Source organism: Mesorhizobium sp. M1399 (assembly GCF_040317735.1).
Lineage (GTDB): Bacteria > Pseudomonadota > Alphaproteobacteria > Rhizobiales > Rhizobiaceae > Mesorhizobium.
Genome location: NZ_JAMYKZ010000005.1, coordinates 373642 through 394881, shown reverse-complemented (window position 1 = coordinate 394881; position 21240 = coordinate 373642). Strand labels below are relative to the sequence as shown.

19 protein-coding genes are annotated in these 21240 nt (G+C 62.8%); 10 read left to right on the top strand and 9 right to left on the bottom strand.

Annotated features, from left to right (window positions below; all coding sequences use genetic code 11):
- Positions 1 to 92: 92 nt before the first annotated feature.
- From fumC to NKH05_RS11320, 3 genes are all read left to right on the top strand, one after another.
- The gene (fumC, locus tag NKH05_RS11330; protein ID WP_023722732.1) at positions 93 to 1490 is read left to right on the top strand and encodes a class II fumarate hydratase; all 1398 of its coding nucleotides are present in this window, start codon (positions 93 to 95) and stop codon (positions 1488 to 1490) included.
- A 128-nt stretch (positions 1491 to 1618) separates the two neighbouring features.
- Positions 1619 to 2053 (top strand): DoxX family protein, encoded by a 435-nt coding sequence (locus tag NKH05_RS11325; protein ID WP_023722731.1) that lies wholly within the window; start codon positions 1619 to 1621, stop codon positions 2051 to 2053.
- Between the two features lie 146 nt (positions 2054 to 2199).
- Positions 2200 to 2622, top strand: a complete 423-nt coding sequence (locus NKH05_RS11320) for a DoxX family protein (RefSeq protein WP_023722730.1) — start codon at positions 2200 to 2202, stop codon at positions 2620 to 2622.
- 23 nt (positions 2623 to 2645) lie between these two features.
- Here NKH05_RS11320 and NKH05_RS11315 read toward each other — a convergent pair whose 3' ends face one another.
- The 3 genes from NKH05_RS11315 to NKH05_RS11305 are packed head-to-tail and all read right to left on the bottom strand — an operon-like array spanning position 2646 to position 7498.
- Positions 2646 to 3707 (bottom strand): serine hydrolase domain-containing protein, encoded by a 1062-nt coding sequence (locus NKH05_RS11315; protein WP_352495565.1) that lies wholly within the window; start codon positions 3705 to 3707, stop codon positions 2646 to 2648.
- Positions 3708 to 3764: 57 nt separating this feature from the next.
- Entirely contained in the window at positions 3765 to 5297 is a 1533-nt protein-coding gene (ppx, locus tag NKH05_RS11310) for an exopolyphosphatase (protein ID WP_353025395.1), read from the bottom strand.
- Positions 5297 to 7498 (bottom strand): RNA degradosome polyphosphate kinase, encoded by a 2202-nt coding sequence (locus NKH05_RS11305; protein ID WP_352495566.1) that lies wholly within the window; start codon positions 7496 to 7498, stop codon positions 5297 to 5299. The genes ppx and NKH05_RS11305 overlap by 1 nt, the downstream gene beginning before the upstream one ends.
- 150 nt (positions 7499 to 7648) lie before the next feature.
- On the opposite strand from NKH05_RS11305, the gene NKH05_RS11300 reads away from it, so the two are divergent.
- Both NKH05_RS11300 and NKH05_RS11295 read left to right on the top strand, forming a co-directional pair.
- Entirely contained in the window at positions 7649 to 7894 is a 246-nt protein-coding gene (locus NKH05_RS11300) for a zinc-finger domain-containing protein (protein ID WP_023722726.1), read from the top strand.
- A gap of 19 nt (positions 7895 to 7913) precedes the next feature.
- Entirely contained in the window at positions 7914 to 9119 is a 1206-nt protein-coding gene (locus tag NKH05_RS11295; RefSeq protein WP_352495567.1) for an FAD-dependent monooxygenase, read from the top strand.
- A 194-nt stretch (positions 9120 to 9313) separates the two neighbouring features.
- On the opposite strand, the gene NKH05_RS11290 is transcribed toward NKH05_RS11295, so the two are convergent.
- Positions 9314 to 9985 carry a TIGR02117 family protein gene (locus NKH05_RS11290; protein ID WP_352495568.1) on the bottom strand — a complete coding sequence of 224 codons (672 nt, stop codon included), beginning with the start codon at positions 9983 to 9985 and terminating at the stop codon, positions 9314 to 9316.
- Positions 9986 to 10090: 105 nt separating this feature from the next.
- On the opposite strand from NKH05_RS11290, the gene NKH05_RS11285 reads away from it, so the two are divergent.
- Genes NKH05_RS11285 through NKH05_RS11275 form a run of 3 tightly spaced genes read left to right on the top strand, consistent with a single transcriptional unit; the run spans position 10091 to position 12123 of the window.
- Positions 10091 to 10354, top strand: coding sequence for a metal-sensing transcriptional repressor (locus NKH05_RS11285; protein WP_023677629.1), 264 nt, complete (start codon positions 10091 to 10093; stop codon positions 10352 to 10354).
- The gene (locus tag NKH05_RS11280) at positions 10351 to 11379 is read left to right on the top strand and encodes a cation diffusion facilitator family transporter (RefSeq protein ID WP_502895887.1); all 1029 of its coding nucleotides are present in this window, start codon (positions 10351 to 10353) and stop codon (positions 11377 to 11379) included. The genes NKH05_RS11285 and NKH05_RS11280 overlap by 4 nt, the downstream gene beginning before the upstream one ends.
- Before the next feature lie 30 nt (positions 11380 to 11409).
- Positions 11410 to 12123 (top strand): HoxN/HupN/NixA family nickel/cobalt transporter, encoded by a 714-nt coding sequence (locus tag NKH05_RS11275; RefSeq protein WP_352481766.1) that lies wholly within the window; start codon positions 11410 to 11412, stop codon positions 12121 to 12123.
- A gap of 74 nt (positions 12124 to 12197) precedes the next feature.
- Here NKH05_RS11275 and NKH05_RS11270 read toward each other — a convergent pair whose 3' ends face one another.
- The 5 genes from NKH05_RS11270 to NKH05_RS11250 form a co-directional block, all read right to left on the bottom strand.
- Positions 12198 to 14117, bottom strand: a complete 1920-nt coding sequence (locus NKH05_RS11270; RefSeq protein WP_352495569.1) for a multicopper oxidase domain-containing protein — start codon at positions 14115 to 14117, stop codon at positions 12198 to 12200.
- Between the two features lie 258 nt (positions 14118 to 14375).
- The gene (locus tag NKH05_RS11265; protein ID WP_031194215.1) at positions 14376 to 15125 is read right to left on the bottom strand and encodes an amino acid ABC transporter ATP-binding protein; all 750 of its coding nucleotides are present in this window, start codon (positions 15123 to 15125) and stop codon (positions 14376 to 14378) included.
- Positions 15126 to 15194: 69 nt separating this feature from the next.
- A complete protein-coding gene (locus NKH05_RS11260; RefSeq protein WP_352481769.1) occupies positions 15195 to 16352 on the bottom strand; it encodes an amino acid ABC transporter permease in 1158 nt (385 codons plus the stop codon).
- Positions 16353 to 16356: 4 nt separating this feature from the next.
- Positions 16357 to 17544: an amino acid ABC transporter permease gene (locus NKH05_RS11255; protein WP_023719748.1), complete on the bottom strand. Its 1188-nt coding sequence runs from the start codon at positions 17542 to 17544 to the stop codon at positions 16357 to 16359.
- 80 nt (positions 17545 to 17624) lie between these two features.
- Positions 17625 to 18653 carry an amino acid ABC transporter substrate-binding protein gene (locus NKH05_RS11250; RefSeq protein WP_023719749.1) on the bottom strand — a complete coding sequence of 343 codons (1029 nt, stop codon included), beginning with the start codon at positions 18651 to 18653 and terminating at the stop codon, positions 17625 to 17627.
- A 436-nt stretch (positions 18654 to 19089) separates the two neighbouring features.
- Here NKH05_RS11250 and NKH05_RS11245 point away from each other — a divergent pair, with 436 nt between their 5' ends.
- Entirely contained in the window at positions 19090 to 20259 is a 1170-nt protein-coding gene (locus NKH05_RS11245) for a cystathionine beta-lyase (RefSeq protein WP_352588592.1), read from the top strand.
- Positions 20260 to 20511: 252 nt separating this feature from the next.
- Positions 20512 to 21183, top strand: coding sequence for an RNA polymerase sigma factor (locus NKH05_RS11240; RefSeq protein WP_023719752.1), 672 nt, complete (start codon positions 20512 to 20514; stop codon positions 21181 to 21183).
- Positions 21184 to 21240 lie beyond the last annotated feature (57 nt).

Below are 21240 nucleotides of genomic sequence, written 5' to 3'. Positions count from 1 at the left end.
CCGATTTGCATCCCCATCGTCCGCAATCTCCGCTTGAAGGCATTTGTGCAACGCGATACGCCGTTTGCAAATTTGCAACCCGGAGAGACTTCGTGAGCGCGCCAGAGACCAGAACCGAAACCGACACGTTCGGTCCCATCGAGGTCGCCGCCGACCGTTACTGGGGCGCGCAGGCGCAGCGTTCACTTGCCAATTTCAAGATCGGCTGGGAGAAACAGCCGGCGTCGATCGTGCGGGCGCTGGGCATCGTCAAGCGGGCCGCCGCCGAAGCCAATATGGAGCTGAAGCGACTCGATCCGGCGATCGGCAAGGCCATCATCGAAGCCTCCCAGGAGGTCATCGACGGCAAGCTCAACGAGCATTTCCCGCTGGTCGTCTGGCAGACCGGCTCGGGCACCCAGTCCAACATGAACGCCAATGAGGTGATCTCCAACCGGGCGATCGAGCTTTTGGGCGGCATCATGGGCTCGAAGAAGCCGGTGCACCCAAACGACCACGTCAATATGAGCCAGTCGTCGAACGACACCTATCCGACGGCCATGCACATCGCCTGCGCCGAGCGCATCATCCACGACCTGCTGCCGGCGCTGAGACATTTGCATGCGGCACTCGAGGCCAAGACCAGGGCTTTCGCCCACATCGTCAAGATCGGCCGCACCCACACCCAGGACGCGACGCCGCTGACGCTCGGCCAGGAGTTCTCCGGCTATGCGGCGCAGGTCGCCTCGTCGATCAAGCGCATCGAGATGACCCTGCCAGGTCTGCAGGAATTGGCACAGGGCGGCACCGCGGTCGGCACCGGCCTCAACGCGCCGGTCGGTTTTGCCGAAAAGGTGGCGGCACGTATCGCCGCGATCACCGGCATCGATTTCGTCACGGCGCCGAACAAGTTCGAGGCGCTGGCCGCCCATGATTCCATGGTCTTCTCGCACGGCGCCATCAATGCCTGCGCGGCAGCGCTGTTCAAGATCGCCAACGATATCCGCCTGCTTGGCTCCGGCCCGCGTTCGGGCCTCGGCGAATTGTCGCTGCCGGAAAACGAACCGGGCTCTTCGATCATGCCGGGCAAGGTCAATCCGACACAATGCGAGGCGATGACACAGGTTTGCGTGCAGGTGTTCGGCAACAATGCGGCGATCAGCTTCGCCGGCAGCCAAGGCCATTTCGAGCTCAACGTCTACAATCCGCTGATGGCCTATTGTTTCCTGCAATCGGTACAGCTGCTGGCCGACGCTTCGGTGTCGTTTACCGACAATTGCGTCGTCGGCATCGAGGCCCGCGAAGACAACATCAAGGCAGCGCTCGACCGTTCGCTGATGCTGGTGACGGCGCTGGCGCCGACGATCGGCTACGACAACGCCGCCAAGATCGCCAAGGCGGCGCACAAGAACGGCACGACGCTGCGCGAGGAAGCGCTGGCGACCGGGCTGGTCAGCGAAGCCGATTATGAGCGGCTGGTGCGGCCGGAGGACATGACGCACCCGGGGTAAGTTGATCGCGAAAACGTTACCTCGGTGAACAATCCGTAACCAATCTGACGTCTTTGGTGAACAGTCGGCATGCGCTAACTGGACGGCTATCCCAAGTCGTTTGGCCAAACCCTTCTGGAGAGTTACGCATGTCCACCAACACGTCCACCAACACTTCGTTTGCCGGGTCCGGCACCGCCTCCGGCGCCTCGGGCACGATCCTGCTCGGCCGCATCCTGCTTTCGGTCATCTTCCTGCTTTCCGGCTTCGGCAAGCTGACGGCGATTGCCGGTACGGCCGGCTATTTCGGCAGCCTTGGCCTGCCGCTGCCGATGGTGACCGCCATTGTCGTTGGCCTCATCGAACTGCTTGGCGGCCTCGCCATCCTCGTCGGCTTCCAGACCCGGATCGTCGGCTGGGTGATGGCGATCTTCACCGTCGCCACCGCGCTGGTCGCCCACACCGGCTGGGCCGATCAGATGCAGATGATCAATTTCATGAAGAACCTCGGCATTGCCGGCGGCTTCCTCGTGCTCGCCTCCTCGGGTGCCGGCGCGTATTCGATCGACGCCAAGCGCGGCTGAAGCGGCCCAGCATTGCCTAGACAAAAGGGGCGCGGAATTTTCCGTGCCCCTTTTTCGTTGTCGGAATGCGTCGGTCGATCTGCTGGCCGGAACTCTGCTAAGATCGGGCGCTGGGCCAAAACGGCCGCTGATAACGGAGGTGAATCATGCCCCGCAATGCGCTGCTCTTGCTGTCCCGGCTGCTGCTCGCCGCACTGTTCGTGCCGTCCGGCTTCCATGCGCTTGCCGACATCGCCGGCACATCTAGCTATTTCGCCGGCCTCGGACTGCCGCTGCCAACACTCGCTGCCTGGGGCACGGGGCTGTTCGAGCTGATCGCCGGGCTGCTCATCCTCGTCGGCTTCAAGACGCCGATCGTGGCGCTGCTGCTCGCCGCCTTCTGCATCGCGACCGCCTTCATCGGTCATTACGGCCAAGGCGGCGACGATCCGACGCTGACCTTCCTGCATTCACAGATGCTGATGAAGGACATTGCCATAGCAGGTGGTTTTCTGGCGCTGGCAATGGCTGGTGCGGGCGCCTGGTCGGCCGACGGGCGTGGCATCGGCGTCGGTGCCGAAGCGACCTGAAAGACTGGCGTCAGCACAGATCATCAGGCGTTCAGGAAATTGGCCAGAATGATCTCGCGCCAGACGCGGGTCGGCGTCACCCAGGCATCCTGGGCGTTGTACTTGCCTGCATAGATCACGGCGGCGATGTCGGCCTCGGGCATCAGCCAGAGCCGCTGTCCGCCATTGCCGAAACCCCCATACCATGATTTCGGGGCGGCGAATGCTGGCGCCGGCGCGTCGCCGGTGAACCACAACCGGCCATAACCAAGGCCGTCCGGCGTCGAGATTGTGGCTGTTAACGACGCGTTTATCCAGCCTTCCGACGCGATCCTCTCTCCATTCCACAGACCCTTGCGAAGAAGGAGTTGGCCGATCTTCAAAAGATCAGGGGCCGCCAGCCTGAGGCCGGACGCTGCGGAGGCGACGCCGTCACCACCAGCCGACCAGTGAAAGCGCTCGATTCCAAGCGGCGCGAAAAGCGCCTCGCGCGCGAAATCCGGCAGGGATTTGCCGCAGCCTCTTTCAATGATCGCGCCAACCAGCGCGACGCTGCCGCCGGAATAGATCCAGCGGCTCCCAGGGTCGGCGATGATCGGCCGCTCAAGGATGAAGCGATAACGATCGGGCGCGTTCTCCATCGCGATCTCGCTGTTCTGCGGATCGCAATAGGGACGGTTTTCGTCCCACTCCATGCCGAGCGTCATCGTCAGCGCATGGCCGATCGTGATCTTCTCACGCGCGGGATCGGCGGCGAGATCGGCGTATTCGGGAAACAGCGCGAAGAGCGGCGCATCGGGTGGCGGCACCAGTCCCGTGTCGAGGGCAACGCCGTAAAGCAGGCTGACGATGCTCTTCGTTACCGAGCGCAGATCGTGCAGCGTGCCGGCGTCAAAGGCGATCTGCCCGATCGGGCGCCCCCATTCTTCGTCCCTGCCCTCGGCATAGTGCTCCAGGAAGACCTTCTCGGAGCGGGCAGCGAGAACGATGTGCAGGTCGCGCAACAGGCCGGACTCGAGCCCGGCAAGCAGCTTGCGGTGGATCGCTGGATCGAAGCCGAGCGCTTCGGCTGCAGCTACGGACGGAGATGACGATGGGATGGTCATGGAATTTTTCGCTCTGCGTTTACCCCACGTCCCGAAATCCGGCCTTGGACCGCCCGTTCACTTCACAGACATGCTTGGCCCGCCCTCGACCGCCAGCACCAGCCGGCGGTTGGTGACTCTTGCCAGCTGTGCCAGCCGGCCAGCCGGCCGCTCGCCGTAAAGATCGGCCAGCGCTGCCGGCAGCACCAGCGCCAGCACGCCATTGCCGCGGTTTTCCCATTTCAGCCGCGGCATGACGCTCGGCATTGCCGCGGTCAACAGATAGACGACGCGCAACAGCGCCGCCAATACCCGGGCGCGTTCGAGATAGCGCGGTGTCGCCAGCCCGCGGATTTCCGGAGCGGCTTCATTGAATACGCCCTCGTGGCGAAACAGGCTGACAAGCGCCAGGAAGGCGCGGCCGGGATGGTCGACGCCGATGAACGAGGCGTGGGCGATGATGTTGAGCGATTGCTTGCCGCGATATTCGGGATGGGCGCGCCAGCCGATATCGGCAAGCAGGCAGGCGGCGTGGCGGTAGCGCGCCTCATCCCTGGTTTCGTCGATGCCGAAGGCAGCGAAGGCCTTACCGGTCCATTCGACAAGCTCATGCGCGTGGTCGACCGATCGCGAGCGCAGGCGGGCAAGCTCTTCCGCCGCCGAGATCAGCGGATCGGCTTTCTGTTCGGCCTTGTCGAGCAGCGAATAGAGAAAGCCCTCGCGCACGCCCAGCGCCGACACGATGATCTTCGACGGCTGCATCGCCGCCATGATCTCCTGCAGCACGATGGCGCCGTAGGGCAGCAGCGAGCGGCGGTTCTTGGAGACGCCCTCGATGCCCTTGACCTTATCGATCTCGGCTTTGGCGACCTGCCGGAGGAAGCTCGCGGCGCTTTCGATGCCGATCTCGTAATGGTGCATGACGCCGAGCGGGTAGTTGGTCATTTCCATGTGCAGACGGGCGAGGTTTCGCCAGGTGCCGCCGACCGTGTAGAAGGCCCTGCCCTGTCCGCCCTTCAGCAATTTCGCCCGCGCCAGTTGCTCGCGCGTGATCTTTGCCGCCTGGGTCAGCGAGTTCTTCGCCATGTCCTGCAGGCGCAAGCCGCCCAACGGCAGGGTGATGCCGTCACCGATCGCCTCGCCGTCGATATCGATCAGTTCGAGGCTGCCGCCGCCAAGATCGCCGGCGATGCCGTTGGCCGGGTGGAAACCGGAGATGACGCCGAGCGCCGAATAATGGGCTTCCTCGCGGCCGCTCAGCACCTGGATCTCGGTCTTGAGTACATCCTCGGCGCGGTGGATGAAGTCGGGGCCGTTGACCGCCTCACGGGCGGCGGCGGTCGCCAACACATACATGCGCTCGGCGCCGGCCTGGTCGGAGAGCGCGCGGAAACGGCGGAACTCTTCCATCGAGCGCGTCACCGCCTCGGGATCGAGCTTTCCGGTCGAAACGATGCCGCGGCCGAGGCCGGCGAGCATCTTTTCGTTGAACAGCAAGGTCGGCGAGCGCGCCAGCCCTTCATAGATGACAAGACGGATCGAGTTCGACCCGATATCGATGATGGACAGCGGTCGGCGGTCCTGAAGCCGGCCCTGGGACGCTGAAATCATCAGCCCGTCGCTGCGTTCTGTTTCTTGCGGCGCTTGAACTGCGCGATGCGCTTGGGCGCATGCGACTTCAACGCATCGCCCCGTCCGGACAGGCTCGGATTGGTCATGAAATATTCCTGCGCGTTGAACGGTTCCTCGCCCTCCTCCAGCACAACGCGCCGGGAGGTTCCGTCAGCCAATACGTCGAAACTTTGCTGGTTGTCCATGATGTTGCCGAGCATGATCTGGCCGAGCACCTGTTCATGCACAGTTGGATTGGTGATCGGCACCATGGTCTCGACCCGGCGGTCGAGATTGCGCGGCATCAAATCGGCCGAGGAGATGTAGACGATCGCCCCGTCCGAGGGCAGGCCGTGGCCGTTGCCGAAGCAATAGATGCGGCTGTGCTCGAGGAAGCGGCCGACGATCGACTTCACCCTTATGTTCTCCGACAGGCCCGGCACCTGCGGTCTCAGGCAGCAGATGCCGCGCACGACGAGATCGATCTCGACGCCGGCGCGGCTGGCATCGTAGAGCGCATCGATGATGATCGGATCGACCAGCGCATTCATCTTCATCCAGATGCGAGCCGGCCTGCCATCCAGCGCGTGGCCGATCTCGTCCGAAATATGCTTGAGGATGCGGTTGCGCAGCGTGAACGGCGATATGGCCAGCCGCATCTGCTCGGCCGGCTCGGCATAGCCGGTGATGAAATTGAACAATTGCGCGACATCGCGCGCGATCGTCGGATCGGTGGTGAAGAAGGACAGGTCGGTGTAGATGCGCGCGGTGACCGGGTGGTAATTGCCGGTGCCGAGATGCACGTAATTGCGTAGCCTGCCATCCTCGCGCCGCACCACCAGCGACATTTTCGCGTGGGTCTTCAGCTCGAGAAAGCCGAAGACGACCTGGACTCCGGCGCGCTCGAGGTCGCGCGCCCAGCGGATGTTGGCCTCCTCGTCGAAGCGCGCCTTGAGCTCGACCAGCGCCGTCACCGACTTGCCGGCCTCGGCGGCGTCGACCAAAGCCCGCACGATCGGGCTGTCGTTGGAGGTGCGGTAGAGCGTCTGCTTGATCGCCACCACTTCCTGATCGGCCATCGCCTGGCGCAGGAACTGCACCACCACGTCGAAGGATTCGTAGGGGTGGTGGACGATGATGTCCTTCTCGCGGATGGCGGCAAAGCAATCGCCACCATGCTCGCGGATGCGCTCCGGGAAGCGCGGATTGTAGGGCGTGAACTTCAGATCGTCGCGAGCGACGGCGACGATCTCCGAGATCTGGCTAAGCGCCAGCGGCCCGGTAAGCACGCTGATGCGGCTGGCCGAGACGCCAAGCTCGCCGGCGACGAAGTCGCGCAATTCGGACGGCATCAGCCTGTCGAACTCGATCCGGATGACCGAGCCGCGGCGGCGACGCTTCAGCGCCGTCTCGAACAGCCGCACCAGATCTTCGGATTCTTCCTCGACCTCGATATCGCTGTCGCGGATGATGCGGAACGTGCCGGAGCCCTTGACCTCGTAGCCGGGGAACAGCTTGCCGATGTAGAGACTGACCGCCTCTTCGAGCGGAACGAAGCGGACGTGATGCTTGCGATCCGGCAAGCGGATGAAGCGCCTCAGCGCTACCGGCAGGCGCAAAAGCGCGCTCATTTCCTCGCCGTTCTTGCGGTGGCGCAATTGCAGCGCCATCGAGAAACCGAGATTGGGAATGAACGGAAACGGATGCGCTGGGTCGATCGACAGCGGCGTCAGGACCGGAAACACCTGCTCCTGGAAATGGTCCTCGAGCCAGGTCTTCTCGTCCTTGGTCAGCGCATCGCGGGTGATGCTCTCGATGCCTTCCTTGTTGAGCTGCAGCATCAGCGCCGAAAGGCTGTTCTGCTGGTCCTCCTGCAGGCGCTCGACCTCGCGCAACAGCTGTTCGAGCTGCTGCTCGGGGGTGCGCCCGTCCGGGCTCTTCAGCACGATGCCCTCGCGCACCTGGCCGGCAAGACCGGCGACGCGGACCATGAAGAACTCGTCGAGATTGGCCGCCGATATCGACAGGAAGCGAACGCGCTCGAGCAGCGGATGATTGGCGTTCAGCGATTCCTCGAGCACGCGCCGATTGAATTGCAGCCAGGAAAACTCGCGGTTGACGAAGCGGTCAGGATTGCCGCCTTCGCGGCTCGCAGCCTCGATGGTGATGAATTCGTTCTGGACCGGCTTCAGTTCGTTCATAGTTCCTGCTCTTCTCACACCCGTCCGCGGATTACGGTGTTAACCGGCTTAACTTATCCTCTGACAGGCTTTTGCGACAGTTTCATTTCATCGATCTTGCAAAGAGACGGGTTATGATCCAGATGCAATCGACAAGATCAGGAGACGACGATGGCAGGCGGTTCCATTCCCCATTTCCAGAACGATGCGGGCTATCCGGCAATCGACATCGGCGTCAAGGAATTCATGTGCACCGGCGCCAATCCGCCTTTCGACCATCCGCATGTATTTCTCGACATGGGCGACGACAATGAAAAGGTCTGCCCCTACTGCTCGACGCTCTATCGCTATTCGCCGAAGCTGAAGGCATTGGAAACGGTGCCGCCGGGCTGCCTTTATATCGACCAGGCCGCCTGATTCTCCTGCGACAAGCCTGATGCAGGAAACGCAGTCCCGGCAGGTCGTCATCGCCGGGGCGGGCGTTGCCGGGCTGACCGCGGCACTGGCCTTCGCCGAGCGCGGCTATCGGATAAAACTGTTCGAACAGGCGCAGCACCTCGAGGCTGCCGGCGCCGGCATCCAGTTGTCGCCCAACGCGACACGCATTCTTCGACAACTCGGCGTACTCGATCGGCTGCTGCCGACGGCGGTGCGGCCGGAGGCGGTTGTGCTCAAGGATGCCGCCACGCTGGGCGAGCTGGCGCGCGTACCGCTTGGCCCGGCCGCCGAAACGCGCTGGGGGGCACCCTATCTCGTCGCCCACCGCGCCGATCTGCAGTCAGCGCTGATGCAGCGGGTTTCGGAGCAGCCCGGGATCGAACTGGTCGCTGGCGCGCGGGTGACCGACATCGCAGCCGGACCGAAAGCTGTTGCCGTCACTGCATCGGCTGATGGCGAAACGGTCGAGGCTGGCTGTCTGCTGATCGGCGCGGATGGCGTCTGGTCGTCGGTGCGAGAACAACTGGCCCGCAAAGCGGCCGAATTCGGTAGTAGCCGGTTTTCAGGTGAGCTGGCGTGGCGCGCCACCGTCGGTGCCGACAGCCCTGCTGGCCAAGCCTTTGCAGCGATCGGTGCGCCCGATTGCGTTACCGCATTCCTCTATCCCGGCTTCCATATGGTCGCCTATCCGGTCAGCCGTGGCACTGCCTTCAACCTCGCCGCCTTCACCAGGGGCGAGCGCATCGCCGAGGGCTGGTCGGGGCATGCCAACCCCGCCATCCTCGTCAGCGCCATGCGCGGTACCGCGCCGGCGCTGGTCCGTCTGGCGAGCGAGGCGGCGCCGTGGACGGCATGGCCGATCCACACCGTCGAGCAGCGGCGGTGGACGACACCGGAAGGCGTCGCGCTGATCGGCGATGCGGCGCATGCGATGACGCCCTTTGCCGCACAGGGCGCGGCGATGGCGATCGAGGACGCGGCGACGCTTGCCGGCTTCGTTGCCACCTCGCCTGCCGATCTCAGCGGCGCGCTTGCCGCTTGGGAACAGGCGCGGCGGCCGCGCGTCGCCCAGGTCGCCCGCCGCGGCGCGGTCAACCGCCTCGCCTGGCACGCGGCCGGGCCGGTGGCGATGGCCCGCAACCTGTTCCTGGCGATGCGCTCACCCGAAAAGCTCGCCGCCGATCTTGATTGGCTTTATGGCTAGCGGGCGCGCGAGTCTGGGGATCGGCGATAAAAAGCTCGATAGGCCGGCGGGACAGCGCCCCCCTCTGTCCTGCCGGACATCTCCCCCACAAGGAGGGAGATTGGCAGTTTCGGCGCCTTGCTAGGTCCTGCAACGTTAGAGATTGGCGAAAGGAGGGCTCGAAGGATCGCGGCGTTGATCAGCCGGAACCCTCTTCAATTGTGAAGCCGCATCGACAGGCCGAGCGAGGCTGGCAGCGGGTTCCACCAGCCGGTGCGCAGCCCGGCCGTGCGCAGTGCCGCCGCCGTCCAGGTGTTGCAGCCGATCAGCGCGTTGAAATGGCCATTGGCTTCGAAGAAACGATCGAAGCGGGAATAGGCCGCATTCTCGATCGGAATGGCCCCGTTCGGCCCCCGCTGGAAGCTTGCTGCAATGAAATCGAGCAGCGCCGCAAAGCGTTCCTCACTTACGTCGAAGCCGGCGACGTCGGGATGCGGCTCGGCGATTTCGCCTGAAATGTCGACATGCATCACCGAAGCATCGACGGTCAGCGCCTTCATCACCGGCACTGCCTTCAGTTCCGACCAGGTCGGCGTCTCGAGATAGAAGGCGCGGCCTCCCCAGCCGAAGACGATGTAGCGGACCTCCGCCATGTCGGCCGGAATGCCGGCATCGACCAGGAAGTGGAAGCGCCGGCGCACGTCGTCGTCGACCGGGATGGCGATGTCGGTGTGGATCGGGTTTTTCAGCACCAGGATGCGGTGGCTTGCGCCGATCGGATCGGCAGCGGCCGCCGGCCAGAGCGGGCGCGGCAGCAGCGTGCCCAGCGCCACCGCAAGGACTGCTGTAACGACCAGCAGGCCAAGAAAACGGGCAAGCTTCTTCATGGGGAAGGCATAGACCAAGCAATGTTCAAGGTGAAGCCTCTCCGGAAATTGCACAGCTGACTTAGAGCTTGACCCGTATCCTCCCCGGGAGGATATGCTGGAGGCATGTCAGATCACCTCCACGCCTCACATCCTTCCATCGTAAAGCGCCTGAAGCGCGCGCAAGGCCACCTTGCGGCGGTGCTGGCCATGATCGAGGCGCATCGCCCTTGCGTTGATCTGGCGCAGCAGCTTCATGCCGTCGAAAGGGCCATCAGCAGCGCCAAGCGCGAGCTGATCAACGATCACATCGAGCATTGCCTCACGGACAGCGTGGAAACCGGCGGCAACTCGCTGGCGGAACTCAAGCAGCTGGCGAAGTATCTATGAATGCCATCGTAGCCCGCATTCTGGACTGGCTCGGGTTCGGCTCGCACGCCGCACATCATCACGGCGATCACGGTTCGCACGGTCACACCCACGGCGTCATCGATGCGACAATTGCTACCACCGACCGGGGCATCTGGGCAATCAAATGGTCGTTCGTAATCCTGGCCATCACCGCGGCGTTGCAGATGGTCGTGGTTGTGCTGTCGGGGAGCGTGGCATTGCTGGCCGACACGATCCATAACATCGGCGATGCGACAACGGCGATCCCGCTATGGATTGCGTTCGTGCTGGCGCGGCGCAAGCCGTCGCGGACCTTTACCTATGGCTTGGGCCGGGTCGAGGATCTGGCCGGCATCATCATCGTGCTCATCATCCTGTTCAGCGCTGTTGTCGCCGCCTACCAAGCCATCGACAGGCTGATCAATCCACAAGTAGTGACACACCTCGGCTGGCTGACGGCGGCGGGCATTGTCGGCTTCCTCGGCAACGAGGCGGTTGCCGTGTTCCGTATCCGCGTCGGCCGCGAAATCAACAGCGCGGCACTCATTGCCGACGGCTACCACGCCCGCACCGACGGACTTACCAGCCTTGCCGTGGTCATCGGAGCCATCGGCGTCTGGCTCGGCTTTTCCTTGGCCGACCCGATCGTCGGCCTGCTGATCACGATTGCGATCTTCGGTATCGTGTGGCAATCGGCCCGTTCGGTGCTGACCCGCATGCTGGACGGAATCGAACCCGGTGTGATGGATGAAATCCGACATGCCGCCGAGCATGTTGCGGGCGCGCATATTGTCGATGCTAAGGCGCGCTGGGTCGGTCATAGATTGCACGCCGACATCGCAATTGCCGCGGACGAAACCTTACCGCTGTCGGCGGCGAACAAGATCGCGGCAGCGCTGAAAGACGAACTGTCCCAGCATATGCCAGCCCTGGCTGAGGCGAATGTCCGGTTTTCAACGGAACGTGGAGAGAACGACCATCCGCACCCTCACGAGCACACGCATGACCACGGCCACATGCACTGACGCTCGCCGATTTTCTGCTAGTCTCGTCCGATGTTCCAGACGCTCGTCGAATTTCAGCGCACGATCTATCTGACGCTCGGCGAGCAGATCAAGCTGCTTGCGGCCGGAGGCAATTGGCTGGCATTCATGGCCTTCCTGCCGATGGGCGTCGTGTTCGGGGCTGCCCATGCGCTGACGCCGGGTCATAGCAAGGCGGTCCTGGCGACCTATCTTGCCGGTTCGGATGCGAAGGTCTCGCGCGGCCTGCTCGTGTCTATCACGCTATCGTTCACGCATGTGACGATTGCCGTTCTGATTGCGGCTCTCTCGCTGCCACTGGTCTCCATAGCATTGGGCAGCGTTGGCCGCGCTCCGCTCCTGGAGCATATCAGTCGTGGGCTGCTCGGCCTCATTGGCGTCTGGATGCTCTGGCGCGCTTTGAGCCACAGCCATCACCACAGGCACGAAGGCGAGGCTGTCGGCGTGATGGCAGGCCTGATCCCCTGCCCGCTGACGCTTTTCGCGATGACTTTCGCGATCTCCAGGGGTGTTCCGGCAGCGGGCGTCCTGTTTGCCATCACCGTGATGGTCGGCGTGGCGCTGACGCTGTCCTGCGTCGCGGTATTGTCGATCGTGTTTCGGGAACGGCTTGTACAGTTTTTCGCGCGCCAGCCACGGCTGTTCGAAACCATCTCCCGGGCCATCGAGGGCGCTGCCGGTCTCGCCCTTGCCGGCGTCGCTGTCTGGCAGATCACATCAGCTTAAGAGAAAACATGGTTTCAGCCACTGCATGGCGTCCGGGCCGGTGCAGCGGTTGGAACGAGCCAAGCCGACGCCGGTCATGTCACATCGATCACGACCATCAGCCCGCCGCCGCCCTTCTCCTCGACATTGTTGTTCGTGGTGTGATGCGGGATGTGGCAATGGATCAGCCATTTGCCCGGACGCTGCGCCTTCCAGATCACGTCGTAGCGCTGACCCGGCCCGACATTGACCGTATCGGCAAGGAAACGACCCGAGGCAGGGATCGTCTCGCCGTCGCGGGCAACGACCTCGAACGGTCCGCCATGGATATGCATCGGATGGATGAAGCCGTTATTGGTGCCGATGAACCGCACCTTGAGCGTCTCGCCGACCTTCATCGGGATCGTCTCGGTCGAGGGATAGGCCTTGCCGTTGATGGTGAAGAAATTCGGCATGCCGCCGTCCATCGGCATCGACGGGTACGTCAGCCCTTCCCGCACCAGCCATTCCTGAAGCTCGATGACGTAATCATGGTCGGCCGCGACCTCATCGGCGGGATTGGCGGGATCGATGATCAGCGCACCGTAGAGGCCGAGCGCCTGGGTCCGGTCCGGCTTGGCGTGGGGGTGGTAGAAATAGGTTCCGTGCTGGGTTGCGGTGAATTCGTATGAATAGGATTGGCCGGGCTCGATCGGCGCCTGCGTGATTTCGGCTGGCCCATCCATCTGGTTCGGCAGGATCAGGCCATGCCAATGCACCGTCGTTTCCTCAGGCAGGCCGTTGGTGACGTTGATCCTGATCCGGTCGCCCTGGCGAATATGAATTCGCGGGCCGGGAATCTGGCCATTATAGGCATAGGCGTCGACCGCAACGTTAGGCAGGATTTGCCAGCGGACCACCGAAGGCCTGAGCTCGAACACCTTGATGCCGTTCTCCATTCGAAAAGGCAGGTCCTGGTCACCCTTTGCCGTCAGATCATAAGAGGCGGCCACAAGGCGAGGATCGGTGGCGGCCATGTCGCGCATCGCGTCGGCCGGCGTGTCGCGGTCCATGATCATGCCTTGCGGCATGATCACCCCGCCGACATCGCGCGCCGACAAGGTTAGGTTCAGCCAGTTCGCCGGCGCGATCATGCCGATGGCGAGGGCCAGCAGGGAGACCATGCTGAGGGCGGCGACTTGCGGGGTCGTGGCATCCGTCTCCATGTGATGACCGGCGCCGCCTTTGCCTTTGTGGGAAGCCATATCGTGGTGCTGCCTGTGATGGCCGCTGGCGTCGGCCTGCTGCATTTGCATCTGCGCGTGTTGCCTCGTGGCAGGCTGCTGCCGACCATTGATGCCGGCTGCCTGCGCGCGCTGCGTCATCAACCCGTGCTTCAGCCCCCGGGCGACCAGCCAGACGTTGGCCGGGTAGGCAAGCGCAAAACCGGCGATGACGCCGATCGACATCACGCCCCAGAATAAGAGCTCCGTCGGTTCCATTGCGCGCATGTCGCGGCCCATCATCAGAAAACTCATGACCGGCGCCATGCCGGCCATCATGAAGTTCATCGAGATGAATTCGGGCAGGAAGCTCTTGCGCACGTTCTCCCAATAGGTGCCGCCCATCATCGATTTCATGAACAGCGACTGGAAGATGAACAGGCCGAAGGCAAAGCCGGCGAGATATTCGACGATCAGGTCGATCCACATCGGCAGGCCGAGCGCCGCCGTGACGGCGGCGGCAAGAATGATGCCGGTGGCATCGCCGGCGACGCAGTGGATGGTGGAGCCGACGCCCTGCTTCCAGAGCGGCTGAGTGAAGAGTTCATGCTCGCCCGGCCGGGGCTCCTTGTCGGCGAGCACGTAGAGTAGCAGGCCGAGCGGACCCATGTAGAGGGTAACCAGGATGAAGCCCCATTTCATCACCACCGGCTCGGGGTTGTTGCGATATTGGTCGAAGCCGACATAAAGCGTCGAAGCCAGCGCCAGCGCGAACCAGACGACGAGGAAATAGTCGATCGGTTGGATGAGCATCAGGATGAGCCCTTAACCTGCCGCCGCACGCGCCCACGCGGCTTGTTATACAACTCCTAATGGCAATGAACGCAGCCGGCGCGCTTATGATCCGTGCCGGCCTTAGTTACCAGGTTGCAAGGTGACCACTCGAGCGGCCTGAAGCACGCTTGCTATCTTCTCGCGCCGCGCACGGTCAGCGCTCGTCGAATACGCGTAAGGCCCTGAGCAAGGCAGCGAGCCCGGTCCGCCGGCCTTGTCACGAACCGGCGTACAGGATCAGTGCAGGATCTGCGACAGGAACAGTTTCGTGCGTTCGTGGCGCGGGTGGTCGAAGAACTCGGCCGGCGTGTTCTGCTCGACGATCTGGCCTTGGTCCATGAAGATCACCCGGTTGGCGACTTTGCGCGCAAAGCCCATTTCATGGGTGACGCAGAGCATGGTCATGCCTTCCTCGGCCAGCCCGACCATCGTCTCCAGCACTTCCTTGATCATTTCCGGGTCGAGCGCCGAGGTCGGCTCGTCGAACAGCATGATACGCGGGTTCATGCACAGCGAGCGGGCGATCGCCACGCGCTGTTGCTGGCCGCCGGAAAGCTGACCGGGATATTTGTTGGCCTGTTCCGGGATCTTGACGCGCGTGAGGAAATGCATGGCGATTTCCTCGGCCTGCTTCCGCGGCATCTTGCGCACCCAGATCGGCGCCAGCGTGCAATTCTCGAGGATGGTCAGATGCGGAAACAGGTTGAAGTGCTGGAACACCATGCCGACTTCGCGGCGCACCTCGTCGATCTTCTTCAGATCGTTGGTCAGTTCCTTGCCGTCGACTATGATCTTGCCCTTCTGGTGTTCCTCCAGCCGGTTGATGCAGCGGATCATCGTCGATTTGCCGGAGCCCGACGGGCCGCAGATGACGATGCGCTCGCCGCGCATCACCTTCAGATTGATGTCTTTCAGCACATGGAATTCGCCGTACCATTTGTGCATGGCGATGATGTCGATGGCGACATCGGTGGTGGAAATATGCATCTTGGCGGCATTGACCTTGATCTCTTCCGCGCTGACGGCGTTTTCTATGGCCATGACAAGGTCCCCTTTTTAGCGTTTGTGGCCGGTGTCGAGACGGCGTTCCGTGTACATTGAATAGCGCGACATGCCGAAGCAGAACAGCCAGAAGATGAAGGCCGCGAACACCAGGCCGGACCTGGCCGTCTGCGGCGTTGCCCAGCTGGCGTCGGAGAAGTTCTGCTTGACGATGCCGAGGAGGTCGAACATCGAGATGACGATGACCAGGCTGGTGTCCTTGAACATGCCGATGAAGGTGTTGACGATGCCGGGAATGACCAGCTTCAGCGCCTGCGGCATGACGACCAGACCCATCTTCTGCCAGTAGCTGAGGCCGAGCGAATCGGCGCCCTCATACTGGCCTTTGGGGATCGCCTGCAGGCCGCCGCGCACCACTTCGGCCATGTAGGCGGCGGCAAACAGCGACACGCCGATCAGCGCGCGCAGGAACTTGTCGAAGCTGACGCCGGCCGGCAGGAACAGCGGCAGCATCACGCTGGCAAAGAACAGCACCGTAATCAGCGGGATGCCGCGTACCGTCTCGATGAAGATCACGCACAGCAGCTTGACGATCGGCATGTTCGAGCGCCGGCCGAGCGCCAGCACGATGCCGACCGGAAGCGACACAGCGATGCCCACGAAGGACAGGCTGAGTGTCACCAGCAGTCCACCCCAAAGCGGGGTTTCGACATAGGGCAGGCCGAACATGCCGCCGAGCAGCAGAACGAAGGCGACGACCGGCAGTGCAAAAAAGAGAAGAATGGCATTCAGCCCCTTGCGCGGTACGCGCGGAATGAGCAGTGGCACCAGCAGCGCCACGAACAGGATGGCGACCAGGATCGGGCGCCAACGCTCTTCCAGGGGATAGCGGCCGAACATGAACTGGCCGAACTTGGCGTTGACAAAGGCCCAGCAGGCGCCGGTCCAGCCGTCCGGCTGGATGCCGCCCTGCGCCACGGTGGCGCAGACCGTGCGGTCCGGTCCCGTCCACTGGGCGTTGATGAAAGCCCAATTGACGATCTGCGGCAGGATCATGGCAACCAGCACGATGCCGATGATGGTCAGGATGGTGTCGCCGGTCGACGCGATCAGATTCTTGCGGACCCAGGCGCCGAGGCCGCGCTCGCTCGACGGCGCCGGCTGCGCCAGCGCCATCTCCGTCCGCACCCAGGACATATCGTGCTCTTGCATGGCCTTATCTCTCCACCAGCGCCATCCTGGCGTTCACCACGTTCATAACCGCCGACGTGATCAGGCTGAGCGCCAGGTACACCGCCATCATGATCACCACGCCTTCGACTGCCTGCCCGGTCTGGTTCAAGACCGTGCCGGCCGTCGCCGTCAGGTCCGGATAGCCGATGGCGATGGCGAGTGAGGAATTCTTGGTCAGGTTGAGATACTGGCTGGTCAGCGGCGGAATAACGATGCGCATCGCCTGCGGCACGACGACAAGCCTGAGGATCGATCCCGAGCGCAGCCCGAGTGCAGCGGCCGCCTCGGTCTGGCCTGCGCTGACGCCCCTGATGCCGGCGCGCACGATCTCGGCGATAAAGGCGGCCGTATAGCACGACAACGCCAGATAGAGTGACAGGAACTCGGGCCTGACCTGAAAGCCACCGACGAGATTGAAGGTCGACTGCTTTGGAAATTCAAAGCTCAGCGGAAAGCCGCTCAGCGCGTAGGCCAGCAGCGGCAGGCCGACGATCAACGCTATGGATGTCCAGAACACCGGGAATGGCTGCCCCGTCGCCATCTGCCGCTGTCGCGCCTTGCGGGCGACGAACCAGGCCATGGCGATGCCGAGGAGCAGTGCGACCAGGATCAGCCAGGATCCCTCGCCCCACATAGCGCGGGGAAAATAGAAGCCGCGCTGGTTGAGAAAGGAGCCGAACGGCAAATTGATGCTGTCGCGCGGCGGCGGCAGCACGGCGAGCACGCCGGAATACCAGAAGAAGATGACCAGCAGCGGTGGGATGTTGCGGAACACCTCGACATAAACGGTGCAGATCTTCCTGATCAGCCAGTTATGCGACAGCCGGCCTATGCCGACGATGAAACCGATGATGGTGGCGGTGATGATGCCGACGACAGCAACGATCACGGTGTTGATAAAGCCAACCAGGATGGCACGGAAATAGGTCGAATCCGATGAATAAGCGATGGCGCTTTCGCTGATGTCGAAGCCGGCGCGGCCCTTGAGAAAGCCGAAGCCGGAAGCGATGTGCAGCCGCGTCAAATTGGCGATGACGTTGTGGGTGACCCACCAGACACCCGCTACCAGCAGGACGAGGACCAGTGCTTGAAAGAATATGCCGCGGACGCGAGGATCATTGATGAAGGAACCGCGGCTTGGCTCCTCGCGAAGAATTTCCTGCGATGCCATTAAACCACCACCCTTCTGGCGACCATCCCCTGGAAAGAGAAACCGGAAGGCAGGAAGCTGTCTTCCGGATCACATTTCGATCAGCGGATCGGCGGAGCGTATTGCAGGCCACCCTTGGTCCACAACGCGTTGATGCCGCGCGCGATCTTCAGCGGGCTGCCCGAACCGACATTGCGTTCGAACATTTCGCCGTAGTTGCCAACTGCTTTGACGATGTTGACGACCCAGTCGTTGGAGACGCCGAGATCGGTGCCGATCTTGGTGTCGGCTTCCTGGCCGAGCACGCGCTTGATCTCAGGATTGTCCGAGTTCTTCATCTCGTCGACATTAGCCTGGGTGATGCCCAGTTCCTCGGCCTGCAACAGCGCAAAGTAGGTCCACTTGACGATGTGGTACCACTGGTCGTCACCCTGGCGCACGGCCGGGCCGAGCGGTTCCTTGGAGATGATCTCTGGCAGCACGACATGGTCGGCCGGCGCGCTGAGCGTCAGGCGGATGCCGTAGAGACCCGACTGGTCGGTGGTGTAGACGTCGCAGCGGCCGGCGTCATAGGCGGCGTTGACCTCATCCAGCTTTTCGAAGACGACGGGGTTGTATTCCATCTTGTTCGCCTTGAAGTAGTCGGCGAGATTGAGCTCGGTCGTGGTGCCGCTCTGCACGCAGACCGCCGCGCCCGAAAGCTGCAGCGCCGAATTGACGCCCGGCAGTTTCTTGGCGTTGATCATGAAGCCCTGACCGTCATAATAGGTGACGCCGACGAAGTTCAGGCCAAGTGCCGTATCGCGGTTGATGGTCCAGGTGGTGTTGCGCGACAGGATGTCGACCTCGCCCGACTGCAGCGCGGTGAACCGCTCCTTGGCGCTGAGCGGCGTGAATTTGACTTTGGTGCCATCGCCGAAGACGGCGGCCGCCACGGCGCGGCAGAAATCCACATCGATGCCTTTCCATTCACCCTTGTCGTCCGGCGCCGCGAAGCCAGCAAGACCTGTGTTGGTGCCGCACTGGATGAAGCCTTTCGCCTTGACGTCGTCGAGCGTGCTCGCGGATGCGGCCGAAGCCGCGAATCCAAACGCGGCGGCGCCCAAAACGCCGATTGCAATGTGTTTCATGACCCACAGACCCTTTTCTGTTTTTTCCAGGCGAACCTGACTTTTTCCCGTGTGAACGCAGCTTCGTATCCCGGCCCATTACCGGAATCCCGCATCGTAACCGACGCGCTGTCTCCCATTCACGAACAACATCGAAGGCGATTATTCCTGTGAGGTCAAGGGAAATGACCAAATCCGAAAGACTTTGAAAACCAACTGGCTGAAATGCCTGAATCGCAGACAAACGCGCCCGCAAATCGGTCAACGCGCCAATAAAGCCGGCAAAATCCGATCGCGCCTTCCCGACCGCGACTTCCCGACCGCGCCGGGCGCCCTGCGGATCTACGGCGCATTGCTGAATTGGCATATTCAAGACCTTTGCCTGGCGAGTGCGGTGCGGTTGCGCGGCCAATGCCGCCGCACTATGGCTAACGACCTACTCACGGGACGAAATGCAATGGCAAAAGACGGCAGCGAGATGGGCATCAACACGCGGCTCGCCCATTCCGGCAACAACCCGCATGACTATTTCGGCTTCGTCAACCCGCCGGTGGTGCATGCCTCGACCGTGCTTTATCCCAACGCGGCGGCGATGGCTTCACGCAGCCAGAAATACACCTACGGAACGCGGGGCACGCCGACCACCGATGCGCTGAACAGCGCGATCGATGCGCTGGAAGGCTCTGCGGGCACGGTCGCGGTTCCATCGGGCCTGGCGGCGGTGACGCTGCCGCTGCTCGCCTTCCTGTCGGCCGGCGATCATCTGCTGATCGTCGATTCCGTCTATCACCCGACCCGCAATTTCGCCGACACGATGCTGAAGCGGCTGGGCATCGAGGTCGAGTATTACGAACCGCGCATCGGCGCCGGCATCGCGGCGCTGATCAAGCCCAACACCAGGGTGGTGTTCACCGAATCGCCGGCCTCCAACACTTTCGAGGTGCAGGACTTACCGGCCATCGCCAAGGCAGCGCATGCCGCCGGCGCCATCGTCATGATGGACAACACATGGGCGACGCCGCTCTACTTCCGCCCGCTCGACCATGGCGTCGACATCTCGATCCATGCGGCGACGAAATACCCGGCCGGCCATTCCGACGTGCTGCTCGGCACGGTCTCGGCCAACGCAGCCTGCTGGAAGCAGCTTTGCGAGACGTTCAACACGATGGGATGCTGCGCCGGGCCGGATGACGTCTACCAGGTGCTGCGCGGCCTGCGCACAATGGGCGTGCGGCTGGAGCACCATCAAAAGAGCGCGCTTGCCCTCGCCGGCTGGCTGGAGGGCCAGCCGGGCGTGGCGCAGGTGCTGCATCCGGGGCTGCCCAGCCATCCCGACCACGTTTTGTGGAAGCGCGATTTTTGCGGATCGAGCGGCATCTTCTCTATCGTCCTTGCAGGCGGCGGACAGAAGCAGCAGCACGCCTTCCTCGACGCGTTGAAGTTTTTTGGCCTCGGCTATTCCTGGGGCGGCTATGAGAGCCTTGCCGTGCCGGTATTCCTGGGCGACCGTACCGTCGCCAAGGGCCCGTATGACGGACCGCTGGTGCGCCTGCAGATCGGGCTCGAGGATGTCGAGGATTTGAAGGCCGACCTGGCGCGCGGGCTGGCGGCGGCCGCAGAGGCCTGAGCCAGCACCTTGCCAGACTGAGTCAGGAATCGGCGTAACAGCCTGGAAACACTGCGATCCTGAGCGGTGTCATGGCGACCGATCAGCCGATGAAGCGGCGTCTACAAAATAGAGACGCCGGCGTGGCGGAAGCGATAGAATAGCTTCTGCCGGCGCTTGATGCGGATCGAGGCTGGCCGGCGGATCGGTCGGGAACCTTTTGTCGGCCGATGCATCCAATATCCCGATGAGAAGCCTATCAGGAGATCGCCAATGCCGGCTGTGTTGACGGCAACGTCCGCCGCTTCCGGCGACATGCAGCTTGTCGGCCGCGCGCTGGCACGCGATGGCGATGCATTCCGCACCATCATCAAGACGCACAACCAGAGGCTCTACCGCATCGCCCGCGGCGTTGTGCGCAACGACAGCGAGGCCGAGGACATCGTCCAGGAGGCCTATGTCAGGGCGTTTGCCCACCTCGAGGCCTTTCGTGGCGATGCCTCGCTCGCCACGTGGCTGTCGCGTATCGTCATCAACGAAGCGCTCGGCCGCTTGCGCAAAAGGCGGCGAATGGTGGCGATACCTGAAAATCCGCAAGCCGAAATCATCCGGTTTCCCCTCAACCCGAGCGACGATCCGGAGCGGACGATGGCGCAACGGCAGATCCTTGAGCTTGTCGAACGGGCAACCGACAGTCTTCCCGATGTCTACCGGCTGGTGTTCGTGGCGCGAGTCATCGAGGGGCTGAGCATCGAGGAGACCGGCGAACTGCTTGGCGTGCGACCAGAAACCATCAAGACCCGGCTGCACCGCGCTCGTGCGCTGGTGCGCAAGGCGCTGGACGACCAGATCGGCCCGGTGCTGCTCGACGCGTTTCCGTTCGCGGGCCGGCGCTGTGAACGGCTGACCAATGCCGTGATGCAGCGGCTTGGTCTTTCCGGATAGGTCGCGTCGATTTTCGCGGGAACGTTTTCCGGCGACCTGCATCCAATGAGCATCACT